The 14,233-nt window shown below is 42.2% G+C and carries 11 protein-coding genes; 8 read left to right on the forward strand and 3 right to left on the reverse strand.

What is annotated here, in order from left to right:
- The first annotated feature begins 88 nt into the window (after positions 1–88).
- Entirely contained in the window at positions 89–1,021 is a 933-nt protein-coding gene (locus AC4E96_RS07945; RefSeq protein WP_490255435.1) for a hypothetical protein, read from the forward strand.
- On the opposite strand, the gene AC4E96_RS07950 is transcribed toward AC4E96_RS07945, so the two are convergent.
- Positions 1,000–1,356: an Hpt domain-containing protein gene (locus AC4E96_RS07950; protein WP_488033636.1), complete on the reverse strand. Its 357-nt coding sequence runs from the start codon at positions 1,354–1,356 to the stop codon at positions 1,000–1,002. The genes AC4E96_RS07945 and AC4E96_RS07950 overlap by 22 nt on opposite strands.
- 220 nt (positions 1,357–1,576) lie before the next feature.
- On the reverse strand, positions 1,577–2,770 hold the full coding sequence (locus AC4E96_RS07955) for a flagellar assembly protein T N-terminal domain-containing protein (RefSeq protein ID WP_490255436.1): 1,194 nt from the start codon (positions 2,768–2,770) through the stop codon (positions 1,577–1,579).
- Between the two features lie 284 nt (positions 2,771–3,054).
- Between AC4E96_RS07955 and AC4E96_RS07960 the strand changes: the two genes are divergently transcribed.
- From AC4E96_RS07960 to AC4E96_RS07980, 5 genes are all read left to right on the forward strand, one after another.
- Positions 3,055–3,513, forward strand: a complete 459-nt coding sequence (locus AC4E96_RS07960) for an LPP20 family lipoprotein (protein WP_488033634.1) — start codon at positions 3,055–3,057, stop codon at positions 3,511–3,513.
- Positions 3,514–3,756: 243 nt separating this feature from the next.
- Positions 3,757–4,917 carry an efflux RND transporter periplasmic adaptor subunit gene (locus AC4E96_RS07965; RefSeq protein ID WP_490255437.1) on the forward strand — a complete coding sequence of 387 codons (1,161 nt, stop codon included), beginning with the start codon at positions 3,757–3,759 and terminating at the stop codon, positions 4,915–4,917.
- Between the two features lie 2 nt (positions 4,918–4,919).
- Complete coding sequence (locus tag AC4E96_RS07970) at positions 4,920–8,018, forward strand: efflux RND transporter permease subunit (RefSeq protein WP_490255438.1); 3,099 nt, start codon at positions 4,920–4,922, stop codon at positions 8,016–8,018.
- Positions 8,019–8,238: 220 nt separating this feature from the next.
- Positions 8,239–9,846, forward strand: coding sequence for an amidohydrolase family protein (locus tag AC4E96_RS07975; protein ID WP_490255439.1), 1,608 nt, complete (start codon positions 8,239–8,241; stop codon positions 9,844–9,846).
- A gap of 27 nt (positions 9,847–9,873) precedes the next feature.
- Positions 9,874–10,401 carry a DUF2058 domain-containing protein gene (locus AC4E96_RS07980; protein ID WP_488033630.1) on the forward strand — a complete coding sequence of 176 codons (528 nt, stop codon included), beginning with the start codon at positions 9,874–9,876 and terminating at the stop codon, positions 10,399–10,401.
- A gap of 163 nt (positions 10,402–10,564) precedes the next feature.
- Here AC4E96_RS07980 and AC4E96_RS07985 read toward each other — a convergent pair whose 3' ends face one another.
- Positions 10,565–11,449 carry a LysR family transcriptional regulator gene (locus AC4E96_RS07985; protein ID WP_490255455.1) on the reverse strand — a complete coding sequence of 295 codons (885 nt, stop codon included), beginning with the start codon at positions 11,447–11,449 and terminating at the stop codon, positions 10,565–10,567.
- Positions 11,450–11,621: 172 nt separating this feature from the next.
- Here AC4E96_RS07985 and AC4E96_RS07990 point away from each other — a divergent pair, with 172 nt between their 5' ends.
- Positions 11,622–12,299, forward strand: coding sequence for a type 1 glutamine amidotransferase domain-containing protein (locus AC4E96_RS07990; protein WP_490255440.1), 678 nt, complete (start codon positions 11,622–11,624; stop codon positions 12,297–12,299).
- 208 nt (positions 12,300–12,507) lie between these two features.
- Complete coding sequence (locus AC4E96_RS07995; RefSeq protein ID WP_490255441.1) at positions 12,508–14,085, forward strand: NAD-dependent succinate-semialdehyde dehydrogenase; 1,578 nt, start codon at positions 12,508–12,510, stop codon at positions 14,083–14,085.
- Positions 14,086–14,233: the final 148 nt, after the last annotated feature.

The following is a 14,233-nucleotide window of genomic DNA, read 5'->3' on the forward strand; positions in this document are numbered from 1 at the left end:
GAGTCTACTTTTAAAGTAGGCTTTTTATTTATTTTTGGGTGGGAGAAAAGGACTTGTGTTTAAGTTTAGGCGGGCGTTTCTGACTGTTGTGGCAATATTCACAGCACCAATATTTGCGAATGAGGTGTCCCAAACTAATTCACCTGAGATTGTTCGCATAGTCAAAAGCAGTCCTAATGACAATAATTCTCATGTTTATTATTCAGCTTTATTAGAACTCGCTTTAAAAAAAACAGAAACGACACACCGTCCCGTTAAACTTCAAGAAATCCCCGAGTTACTGGTCCAGGAACGTGCCATGCGTGAATTGAACAATCAAGGTGCCATTGATGTATTCTGGACCGTTACCTCAATTGAAAGAGAGCTACAGGCTATAACCGTACGAGTGCCTTTGCTAGAGGGGGTGATGGGGTATCGCGTTTCCTTAATTTTAGACTCCAAAACAAACCTCTTTAGTGCAACGAAGAGCGTCAAAGATATTAAAGACTATGTTGCAGGGCAGGGACACGACTGGCCTGACTTTCAAATATTGAGCGCTAATAATTTCAAAGTACTAGGGACTAGCGCTTATGACTCAATAATAGAGCTATTGAGAAAAAAGCGTATTGACTATTTTCCAAGAGCTATCAATGAAGCACCAGTGGAAGTGGAAGCCTTGGATGATCCCGACATTGTTGTCGAACCTAACTTCCTGTTTTATTATCCATCGTATATTTTCTTTTTTGTTTCAAAGTCCAAGCCAGAACTTGCCCAACGAATTGAAGAGGGCTTATTGATCGCGAAGCGAGATGGAAGCTTTCAGAGACTATTCAATGATTATTTAGACGTTGAGCTTTTGAAATCGAAACTCAACCTTGCAAACAGAAAGGTAATTAGGTTAGTTAATCCATTGTTATCGCAAAAAACTGCTAGGTTTTCGTCGACAGTACCGCTGAGTCTTCTATCCGAATTAGAGCCAGTGTCTGTGCGCACGGAGGCGCATACCGAAACATTGGCAAATTACAATACAGAATCTAATTGAGATTTAAGTGAAAAAAGCTGCTCGATAAAGATTGGGAATGTTTGAGTCGTCGTATCTGAGTCACCACGTTTTCCAGCTTGTTCAATAAGTGCTGCGGATTCTTGAATGAAGGTTGCACCTACACTTGATGCAGCGCCCTTAATCCCATGAGCCGTTTTTCCTAGTTCTTGCCACTGCTGAGCTTCAAATTGCTGTTTTAAAGTAGCGGCGTCTTGCTCGACTTGTAAAGCAAACATTCGCAAAACTTCAATATAGAGGTTACTGTCATCCATACAGTTTGCCATTCCGGCCTGTACGTCTAGGCCTTCAATTGATGCTAGTTGCTCTATAGACATTATCCTGTTCCTAATAAATCTTAAAATAGCCCGTAAATGTACACTTAGTGTATCATTTTGAGCAAGGTGATTTTATAAGGATATGTAACAATTCATAAATTTGCTGAGTTTTTACATTATTTTTATTCAAGTATTGAACGTAGTTTTGGACTTTAGCCGTTTTGGGCGCCTATCCGTTCATTTTCCGTTCATTACCCTTTTATAGGTAAGCTGAAAAGCCCTACCACTCTGAGGCCCAGTCTTTTAATTCAATCACATCATTATTTTGAACATTGCTCATGAAGTCAGCATCTAACGATTCGGCAATTGCGGAGTTCTCATATACTTGAGTGATTTTTACTCTGTATGGACTAATCACAAAATTAGTCAGTAAGTTTCCGCTATCATCAATAACATCAGCACGGTAGCTGACACGGTACTCTTGGCCAACAAACACACCTTGGCCGCGACCAATATTGATTTGAATTTGGTTACCGTTGTTAACCGCTAGTATTTTACTTTGCAATTGTTGGCAACTTAGCTCAGATAAAATGTCGTCACGCATTGTTGCCAATAGTCGATCGATACTAGTTCCATACTCAGAGTTCCAAAACTTTCTGCTATTAACCTGGACTGGAACTCGTTGGTCAAACTCCCAATCGGCTGAAGCATGAAATTTATTTTGATACAGGACTTCGTGTGTCAATGCATTGGCAATAATGACATCCATTGTAAAATAGCGTTCAAATTGATCATCTTGCCAAAAAGCAAAGTCATTGGTTTGCTCGCCAAAGGATAAGTCACTAATACGACCAAACATGACGAACTGAGTATTCGCTTGTTCTGCAACCGCGTTGATCAATTGATATCTAACTTGGCCTTGTTGCTCAAAGTCGATATTGACGTTGAGCTTCTTATTAAACCAAGGAACCGGGTAAACGGTATTTGCACCTGACTGAAACAGTTGCACAATCTTTTTCGGAATCGCTTTTTCAAGCTGGTAAATAGAGCCTATTTTGGCTTGTTCCCAGTGTTGAATTGGGAACTGAGTGATGGCGACCTTTTTTCCGAATTCAGAGGCGTAACAAGCGCGCTCTTCAGGAAAAATGTCTGCTCGAATAGTGACAGAAATCAAATCTCCGCGTTGGTGTTCTTCTACGACTTCTATACGATTGATGGCGCCGTTAGCATGAACCTGTAATGTATCATCGACTAACAAACCTTCTGAGATTTGTTGAATACTGGCTACGTTTGCTCCTGCAAATAACATGGCTTGTTTAACCGCATCCTGGGCTGCTCGGCTTTTCGCGCTTTTTACATCTCCATGACGGACTTTGGCTTGTCCCGTTGCTTCGTACCAATCAGCAAAGCACAATTCACTGAACAGAACTAAAGACAATGCCGTTATGTAAGTTACTATCAATCTTGTTTTCATCACCGAAGTCTCTTAACCGTCAAAATATTAGCACTTAGTAGTACTATCAGAACAATCACTGCTTGTTTTACCTTAGGTAAAGCAATATCTAGGCCAAATGAGTTAAAAGGGATAGTTGGCCTAAATATTGTATTCAATCAGAACTAAGAGGTTATATTTGTGTTTATTGCCGATCTTCGTCCGGTAATGGCAATAACTGATGCATTTGCTCATAAATCAGCGGCAAATCTATTATTTATTTTTGCCACAATAGACTCGTCACATATTGCTACAAGGTAAAGGTTATGAAGTTTAAATCAGGGTTTGTATTTTTATTTGCGTTACTCATCAGTGGCTGTACATCACTGTTAGATAAACACGTGATCTGGGAATATGAAAAGCCAGAGCAATTTCCTATTATTCGTGCCATAGGCTATGCGCCAATTTCAGCTCAAACCAGTGCTAATAGTGAGATTAAGCAAATAATGGCGATGCGTGCCTCAAAGTTAGACGCTTACCGTGAGCTAGCTGAACAGGTCTATGGTTATCAGATTAAAGGTCAGTCAAACGTTCAAAACTTAGTCGCGTCAGATGACAAAATGAAAGCGCGTGTTGAGGGGGTCATTCGAGGGGCTCGAGTAGTAAAAAGTTACCCTGTGGGTGACACATATGCGACTGAATTAGAATTAGACATGCGATTGGTTTACGACCTTTACATGATTAATAGTCGTCCAAGAAAAATCAAAAAAGTCGAGTATTATTAATTGCTAACACATAATTGATGTAAAGAATTCACAGCTTACGTAAAGTTCTGTAAAGAAGTCATAAACAACAAGATAAGTGCAAAGGAAATCAAGCCAAACCGCATGGTCTAACAATAGGTTAACTACGTATCATTCAACTATTATAGGTAACAATGCTTTTTGCATTTGTTAGCTACTTTTAAATACTCTGTTTTAATGATGGTGAAGTCATTGAGACGATAACAGTTGATGGGATGAATCTAAATGTTAAAGAATCCAGTGTTATGGATTGTCGTGTTATTAGCCGGCATGTTGGCTTTTGTATTTTGGCCAGAAGAGACACAACAACGCGGAGGCCGCTTTGGTGGGGCGCCACTCGTCGAAGTGAAAACCGTTAGTCGCGAAACCTTCAATGACGAAGTAGCAGCATTAGGTAACGCACAAGCAAATGAATCAATTGAATTAAAAGCAGAGCAAACCGTTCGCGTCATTGATGTACATTTTGATGATGGTGAACGTGTCAAAAAAGGCGATTTGTTGGTGACCCTTCGCCATGATCAAGAACAAGCGCTTATTGCCGAACTCGATGCTACACTCAAAGAACAACGTCGTCAGCTTAATCGCCTTAAAGACTTAGAGAAGCAAAGTGCCACAGCAAAAAGTGCACTTGAACAACAGCAAAGTTTAATTGATGCAACGGTTGCCAGACGAAACGTCGCGACGGCTAACCTTCAAGAGAAGTTCATTAAAGCGCCATTTTCTGGGTTATTGGGATTGAGACAAATCAGTCCAGGGCAGCTCGTTACCTCGAATACGGTGATCACAACGTTAGATGACATCAGTAAAATCAAAGTTGAATTCCAGCTACCAGAAAAATACCTAACTCAAGTTGCAGTAGGTCAAACCGTTAGAGCCAACCATATTGCTTTCAAACAACCATTTATCGGTCAGGTCGACGCGATTGGTTCTCGTATCGACCAAACATCTCGTGCGTTCACTGTAAGAGCATTATTTGATAACAAATTAAATGCGTTAAGACCAGGTATGCTACTTCAACTCGCTATTGTGTTTGAAAGTAACAAAGCTTTAGTTATTCCAGAATCAGCAATTGTGCCAGTAAATAACGAGCACTTTGTATATGTGTTGAACAGCGACAATTCGGTGTCTCGCACTAAAATTGAGATTGGTAAACGCAAACCTGGTTTAGCCGAAGTCTTGAGTGGCTTAGAAGAAGGCCAAAAGGTCGTTCACAAAGGTGTATTGAAAATTCGTGATGGAGCCAAGGTAAAACTGGCTGGTATGTCAAAAAAAGCAAACCCGAGTAAAAAGAAACCAGAAGCGAATATCCTCAAAAGTAATACCAAAGAAGACAGCAAAAACAGTACTCCAAGCGACGCTAAAAACAAAGATAAGCAGGAGGGTTAATCATGTTACTTTCTGACTTATCTGTTAAACGACCCGTCTTTGCGACGGTAGTCAATATGCTGTTGGTGACATTTGGTGTTGTCGCATTTTTTATGTTGGCTTTACGTCAATACCCTGACATTGACCCGCCAATTGTTTCAGTCAGTACCAGTTACCCTGGCGCTTCCGCTGAAATCATTGAAAGTAAAATTACTCAAATTCTTGAGTCTCGAATCTCAGGGATATCAGGTGTAAAGAACATCAACTCGAGCTCGCGTAATGGTCGTTCGCGTATTTCAATAGAGTTTAATACTGACGTTGATATTGACGCGGCAGCTAACGATGTTCGAGAGCGAGTATCAAGAGCGTTAAATAACCTACCAGATCAAGCTAGACCACCAGAGGTCTTTAAAGCCAATGATGATGAAGATGTTATCGCTTGGTTTGTACTGAACTCAGAAACCATGGACAACCTAGAATTAACAGATTACGCAAAACGTTACATTGTTGACCGTTTCGCTGTTGTTGATGGTGTCGCTCGAGTTCGCTTGGGTGGTAGTCGTGATTACTCAATGAAAGTGTGGCTCGATAAAGACGCGATGGCGGCACGTGGTATTACCGTTTCAGATATTGAAAGTGTGTTACGAAGCGAAAACGTGGAGCTACCAGCGGGGGAAGTAAAATCTACGGATCGTGAGTTTAATGTTCGTATTGCTCGAGCCTACACGACACCGGAAGAATATCAAAAAATGATCGTTGGACGTGGTACTGATGGTTATTTGGTTCGTTTAGGTGACGTGACTAAAGTCGAGTTAACCGCTCAAGACGACGAAAACACTTTCCGTGGAAACGGCGAGAACATGATTGGCCTTGGTATTATCAAACAATCTAAAGCCAATACACTTGACGTTGTACAAGCGGCACGTGAAGAGATGGATCGCATCCGAGCATCATTACCAGAAGGAACGAGCATTGAAGACTCATACGACTCGTCTGTATTCATTGCTAAATCGATTGAAGAAGTCTACAACACGCTTTTCATTGCCATCATACTAGTCGTATTGGTCATCTATCTATTTTTAGGTAATGTCAGAGCGACATTAGTACCGGCAGTAACTGTGCCCGTCGCGCTTGTGTCTACCTTTACGGTATTAATGATCTTAGGCTTTTCAATCAACTTATTAACTTTGTTAGCACTGGTCTTAGCCATCGGTTTGGTGGTTGATGACTCCATCGTAGTGCTTGAAAATATATATCGTCGAATGGAAGAAGGTGAGCCGCCATTGCTAGCTGCTTATCGAGGTGCACGCGAAGTCGGTTTTGCCGTTATTGCAACGACATTGGTGCTGGTGGCGGTATTTATTCCATTGGTATTTTTAGAAGGCAACGTAGGACGATTGTTCGTCGAGTTTGCCATAGCCGTGGCGGCTGCCGTTGTTTTTTCGAGTTTCACGGCATTAACACTATCGCCAATGCTTTGTTCAAAGATATTACAACATAGAGAGCGCAGCTCAAAAGTAGGTAAGTGGCTCGATGCAAGTTTTGACAAACTAGAACGTGGTTACGAGCGTCAGTTAGATAAAACCGTATCAAATAGACTGGGACTCGTTGTTATTATGGCCATGGCCGTCGCACTGGCGTATGGCTTGTTTAAACTGATCCCACAAGAATTAGCACCGCAAGAAGACCGTGGTAATTTCTTTATGATTGTTCAAGCTGCAGAAGGGGCGAGTTACGATAGTAACCTTGAGAACATGAATGAAGTAGAAGCAAGGTTATTAAAATATTACGAGCGTGGTGATGTCGATCGAGTTATCGTTCGCACGCCAGGTTTTGGTGGCGGTGCTGGTATAGCCATTATCGGAATGCCAGAATGGGGCGAACGCAACAAAGATACTCGACAAGTGATGAATGAAATCAATCGAGAAATGTCCCAGTTAGCCGATATTAGAGCCTTTGCCATTATGCGCAGTGGTCTTGGTGGTCGCGGTTTAGGCCGTCCGGTGCAGTTCGTTTTACAAGGTGATACATACGAAAATCTAGCAAGGTGGCGTGACATTATTTTGGCTGAAGCACGCAAGAACCCTAAGTTACTCAGAGTAGACAGTGACTACAAAGAGACATTGCCACAGCTTCTCGTTGAAATTGACACACTACGTGCGGCTGATTTAGGTGTATCGGTCGCAGATATAGGTCGCACCCTCGAAGCGACATTAGGTCAGCGACGAGCGACAACTTACATTGAGCGCGGCCAAGAATATGATGTTGTTTTAGAAGGGCCTGATGAGCAATTTGCCTCACCGTCTGCACTTAACGACTTGTATGTTCGTTCAAAAACGACGCAGCGTTTAATTCCTTTGTCGAATTTAGTGACAATAAAAGAACAAGCCACTGCTGGTACATTAAATCGCTATAACCGAATGCGCAGTATCACTATCGAAGCAAACTTGGCTGATGGCTACAAGCTAGGTGAGGCACTGGATTTCTTAAACCAAGCGGTTGCAGAAAATATAACAGATGCGGTTCAAGTAGATTACAAAGGACAGTCCGCACTGTACAAAGAGTCTGGTAGCTCAATTGTATTTGTTATGTTGATGGCGATGGCAGTGACCTATTTAGTGTTGGCTGCACAATTTGAAAGTTTTGTGCATCCGTTAGTTATCATGCTCGCTGTTCCACTGGCTGCCGTCGGTGCATTGATGGGCTTACAAATAGCGGGTTTGAGTCTAAACATTTATAGCCAAATAGGCTTGGTAATGCTGATAGGTTTGGCGGCCAAAAACGGCATTTTGATTGTCGAGTTTACGAATCAATTACGTGACCGCGGTGGTGAGTTCAAAGCTTCTCTAGTCGCTGCAGCAAAACAGCGTTTAAGACCTATAGTTATGACGACATTTTCGACCATCATGAGTGCGGTACCTTTAATGCTGGCGTCCGGTGCGGGTGCTGAAAGCCGTGAAGTCATCGGTGTGGTCATCTTCTCGGGTGTTGCATTCTCGACAATCCTCACCTTGTATGTGATTCCAATGGCGTATTACTGGATCGCCAAGAACACCGGCTCTCCGCAATCGGTATCACAAGCGCTTGAAAAGCAAAAAGCGCAACATCCTGAGCAAGTCTAACATGACTGAATTAGGGGATTGCATAAGCGCAGTCGACCTAGCGTAAAAATCATATAACGTTAGTTACAAAAGTAATCAAAGGGGTAGCAATGACTACCCCTTTTGTTTTGTGATAATGTGGGGTTAATTCAATACAAATTAATAAACAAAATTGCCCATGCCATGGCCTAACAATTGTCTTTGGCTAGCCGCTCTGAACATTTTAAGTAAAGGATTCACTATGTCTTTATTCCGCTTCAAACAAAGAGGCATCACTAAACGCCAACTCTTTTCATTATTGTTAGCCAAAGCTTTGTTGCTATTCAGCGTATTTGCGCTTGCTGAGCCGGGTGAAAAAGCACCAGCAAGAGCAGAATCAGAAGGACTTGAGGCCAAACGTCTGATTCTACGTGGCGGCATTTTGATAAATGGTGAAGGGGCACCGGCTCGCGGCCCGGTTGATATTCTAATTGAAGACGGTCGTATCAAGAACATTCGTTCGGTGGGTTATCCAGGTGTGCCAATCAAAGAGGGCGGCCGAATAAAGGCTCAAAAGGGCGACAAAGAAATTGATGTAGAAGGGCATTACATATTGCCGGGTTTTATTGATATGCATGGTCACATCGGAGGCTCTACCAAAGGTGTGCCAGCCGAATACGTATTTAAGCTATGGCTTGGTCACGGTATTACCACCATTCGTGAACCAGGTAGTTTTAATGGTTTGGATTGGGTCTTGTATCATAAAACCAGAAGTGACAAAAATACTATCGTCGCCCCACGTATTGTACCGTACGTTGGTTTTGGTATGGGACACGATGGCCCTATTTATACAGCCAAACAAGCGCGTAAATGGGTGAAAAAAATAGCTAAATATGGCGCTGCTGGTATTAAGTTTTTTGGTGCGACACCAAAGATTATGGACGCGGCGTTGGACGAAGCGCAGAAGCAAGGCTTAGGTACCATGATGCACCATGCACAATTAAACGTAATGAGCATGAACGTATTGGACTCTGCGCGTAAAGGTCTAACGACGATGGAACATTGGTATGGCTTACCAGAGGCGTTATTTGAAGATAAAGTCATTCAACATTATCCAGCCAAATACAATTACAACAACGAAATGGACCGTTTTGCCGAAGCGGGTAAGTTGTGGGGGCAAGCCACAGACATTAATTCAAAGCACTGGCAACAAGTTCGTGATGAGTTAATCGAGTTAGACTTCACCATCAACCCTACCATGACGATTTACGAAGCAAGTCGTGATCTCATGCGCGAGCGTCAAGCTATTTGGCATGAGGAATATACCTTGCCAACACTTTGGAAGTTTTTTGAGCCGAGTCGTTATGCCCACGGAAGTTATTGGTTTGACTGGACAACGGCTGACGAAATTAATTGGAAGAAAAACTATCAAAAGTGGATGGCCTTTCTAAATGACTATAAAAATCACGGTGGTCGAGTCACCACGGGTTCTGATTCTGGGTACATCTACAAAATCTTTGGTTTTGGCTATATCCGCGAATTGGAGTTGTTGCAAGAAGCGGGTTTTCACCCATTAGAAGTCATTCAATCCGCGACGCTTAATGGTGCACAAGCGTTGGGTTTAGATGATGAAATAGGTAGTGTGACAATCGGCAAAAAGGCCGACTTGATTGTGAGTAGTCACAACCCATTACACAACTTTAAAGTACTATACGGCACGGGGCATTATCAATTAGATGATAATAATACCCCGACGCGTGTAAAAGGGTTAAAATACACCATTAAAGACGGCATTGTTTACGACTCTCAGCAACTTCTGCAAGACGTAAGAGAGATAGTAGAAAAAGCAAAAGCCGAATCTAACGAATAACACACTCAAGAAAAAAGGTTATAGACCATGGCGTTGTCACTTCAAGAGCAGCTATTAAAAGCAGGCTTGACCAACGAAAAAAAAGCCAAAAAGGCCAAAAAGAACAGTAAAAAGACTCGTGATCTAAAACGTGAAGTAAAAGCCGCAACACAAGAAAAACGTGAAGCGCAACTTCAAAAAGATAAAGAGCTAAATGAAAAAATTAAGCGTGAAGCCGAGCAAAAAGCGATTCAAGCTCAAGTAAAACAATTAATAGAGATGAACAGCTTGGAGCTACCTGGTGCTAAAAATACCGTGACCTATAATTTTACTGACAATAATAAGGTTAAGAAATTAGAGGTATCGGACAAAATCCAGAAGCAATTAGCGAATGGCTTGTTATCAATTGTTCGAATTAGCGAGGCAGAAGACGACTATGCGGTAATCCCAAGTGTGGTATCGGATAAAATCGCGCTTCGCGATGACTCAGTACTCGTTGCTCAAAACGTTCTTGAAGAGCCTGATGAGGACGATCCGTATGCGGATTACGTCATTCCAGATGACTTAATGTGGTAAAAGAGTGTCTAGCGTACGAGTAATTAGCTAAGTGCGATAAAAGATAGACACCAAAAACTTAGCATCGAACACCAAACAATAAACATAAGATAAGAAACGAAGGCGTAGTGACTTAACTACGCCTTTTTTAATGCTTATGAGTCTCCGCCTTCCTAGTTATTCCTCATTCTTTGAAATCGGCAAAGGCAGAAACCAAGTGTTCGATAGCCATTCGGGCACGAGCTGGTAAGTACTGCCGGTTGGCATAGACAATCCAAGTAGTGATATGCGAGCTCCAATAAGGCGCTAAAACTTCAACTAACCGACCCTGCTCAAGGCTATCGGCAAAGCTCGAACGTGGCATATAACAAACTCCCAATCCGGCTTCACTTGCCTTGACCAAGCTACGACCACTGTTCGAACGCCATTTTGCATTCACTTTAACCGTTAAGTCTTTACCGCTTTCTTCAAAGCGCCAATGGTCTGAGTTGGCAATGACACAGTCATGATCTTTGAGCTCTGTGGGGTGAGTCGGTGTGCCTCTGCGGGTCAAATAGTCTTGGCTTGCCGCAGCGACAAGTTGGCGATCTACGAGTTTTCTAGCAATCAAGGATGAGTCCTTTAATTGACCGTAGCGAATAGAAAAGTCGACGCCTTCTTGAACAAAATCCACCATGTTGGAATTAAAATCGATATCGAGTTTGAGGTTGGCGTGAGCTTGAGCAAACTTGATGAGTTCAGGGACAATAAACTGCTCAGCAAATTCGCCAGCGGCAGAAACGCGTAGAGTTCCTGATAATGCCACTTGCTGACTTCCTACTTCTTCATTTGCATGTGCAATACCGTCAACTAATATTAAGCAGTGCTGATAATACTGTTGACCCGCATCCGTGAGTTTTACCTTACGCGTACTTCTAGCAAACAAAGCGACGCCAAGGCGTTTTTCGAGTTTAGCGATCTGTCTGCTGACATGAGACGTAGAAACATTGAGTTTGTTCGCGGCGCTTGTGAAGCCTTGTGTTTCAGCTACGGCAACAAACTCGGGAATTCCATCAAAAGAATGGCTCAAAGTCATTACGGATTCCTTATGACAACCGTTGAATAATGTCACTGTTTAAATTTGATTGTTGCAGTATAGCAATAAAGTTTTCTAAAAAGTGCTAATTATCATCACCATTGAATGGTATTAGACTAGGCACCAATCAATTCAACATTGTTTTCAATTAATAAAAGGAACAATCATGGCAGCAAAAAATATTCTTGTATTAGTCACTAATCACGCAACGTTAGGCAAAACTGATGAAGCAAATGGTACGTATTCTCCAGAGTTAACCCATGCGGTCGATGTGTTCGTGAAAAAAGGTTTTAGTTATGACATCGCATCAATAAAAGGTGGCAGCGCTCCTCTTTATGGTACTGATATCGAAGGTGACGAAGTTAATGAGACGGTATTAGCTGATAGTGATTTTCAAGCTAAAATAGAACAAACAAAAGTGGCTGCAGATGTCGACTTCGGTCAGTATGATGCAATCTTTTACCCTGGTGGTTTTGGCTTATTGTCTGACTTAGCCAGTGACGAGCAAGTAGCTAAACAAACCGCTAAAGCGTACGAAGCGGGCGCAATTGTAGGTGCAGTGTGTCATGGACCAGCAGGTTTGTTACCAATCACACTTTCAAATGGCAAAAAGTTAATTGAAGATATTGCTGTTACAGGCTTTACTCGTGAAGAAGAAGTTGAATTTGGCACTATCGATAAAATTCCATTCTTATTGGAAGAAAGCTTAGTTCGCACGGCAGGCCGTTATGTCAAAGTTGCACCTTGGGGTGAGTTTGTCACTGCAGAGAACAAAGTTGTTACAGGTCAAAACCCAGCTTCAGCTCACGCTGTTGCAGAAGAAATGGTGAAACTTGTTGGTTAATTCCAAACTTTGTTATTGATGGAGGCCACTAATTGTGGCCTTTTTGTTAAGTAGAAAAACGAACTTTTTAAATTAAAATCAAGTGGCTATTAATTAAGTTACCCACTGAACTATAATTGATTTAACTAATAGTGACTTATCTTTTACCGACTTATCGATAATCGACAATAGAATGCGTCATTACGTTGGCAATTTAACAGGAGCGAATATGAGCCGCCAGTCCCCACAAGAGCCAATCACACCCATAAAAGTTTCTGGATTCGAGTCTGAGCCCCTAGTTGAGCAATTAAAAAGTCAGCGACCAACACCAGATGTTAGCAAAGCCGTTAGTCAGGTAATTGATGACATAGGACTAATTGCTGAAGGCTCATATATAAATGGTCAGTGGCATGTTTCCGACCGTGTTTTTGAGGTTAACAACCCCTTCGATAATACCGTTGTTGCTAAGGTCACAGATGTTTCTTCAAAAGATGACCTAACGCTTGTTAACTATGCGATCGAAGCTGCTCATCAAGCGCAAAAGTCATGGGCAAACAAAACTAGCTATGAGCGTTTTGACTATATGATGCGTTGGCACGACTTAATGCTTGAGCATAAAGAAGACTTGGCGACGATCATGACGTTAGAGCAAGGCAAACCATTACAAGAATCGCGTGGCGAAATTGATTATGGTGCGAGTTACATCAAGTGGTTTGCTGAAGAAGGAAAGCGTGTTTATGGCGATACGATTCCGGCATTGACGAATCATCACGAAATAAAGGTAATAAGGCAACCTATAGGGGTTGTAGGTGCAGTGACTCCTTGGAATTTTCCAAGCTCAATGTTAGCCAGAAAAATAGCGCCAGCGATTGCTGCTGGTAACACAGTTGTCGGTAGGCCTTCAGAATTGACACCACTTTCTGCTTTAGCACTTGGGGTTCTTGCCGAACGAGCCGGCATACCAGCGGGTGTAATTAATATTGTCGTTGGTTCAGACGCGAAAGGAATTGGTGAGGTACTGACCAAGCATGACAAAGTTGATAAGTTCAGTTTTACTGGCTCTACAGGCGTTGGTAAGTTGTTGATGCAGCAATGCGCATCAACGGTGAAAAAAGTTTCTTTTGAACTTGGTGGTAATGCGCCTTTTATCGTCTTCGCGGACTCAGATCTCGACGCCGCAGTAGAGGGAGCAATCAAAGCCAAGTTTAGAAATGCCGGACAAACTTGTGTTTGTGTTAATCGCATTTTGGTCGAGCAGTCAGTGTATGAGTCTTTTATCAATAAATTTGTCGTTGCGGCAAGTCAACTTAAGACAGCTAATGGACTGCAAGACGGAGTGGAAATTGGGCCCATGATCCACGATAAAGCTGCAGAAGAGGTTCGTGCTTTAGTCGACTCGGCATTAAAAGAGGGCGCATCTATGAATCATGGTGATATATCCAAAACAAACCTTCAAGGTCCAATTGTTTTAAGTGATGTCACTAATGACATGGACATCGCACAAAATGAAATATTTGGTCCTGTGGCCGCGATACAGCCTTTCTCATCAGAACAAGAAGCCATAGACATAGCCAATAGCACAGAGTACGGCTTGGCAGCTTATTTTTTCAGTCAGAACGCCAATCGAATTCATCGTGTGAGTAGTGCTCTCAAGTTCGGTATGGTCGGAGTAAATGAAGGCATTATTTCTAACGCCGCTGCGCCATTTGGTGGGATAAAACAGTCTGGCTTTGGCCGAGAAGGTTCTAAATACGGCTTGGATGACTATTTAAACATGAAGTATTTGTGCCTTAATTATGGCGACTAATCTTGGTGGGAAGCTGAATTGAAAAAGCTTTGAGGACCTTAATAAAAAAAGCCCCAAAAACACGTAGTGATTTGGGGCTTTTATTTGAACTATCAGACGGCAACTTAGAGTGTAGCTTTAATCGCTAATCGCTAATCGCTAATCGCTA

The organism is Psychrosphaera sp. (assembly GCF_982872775.1).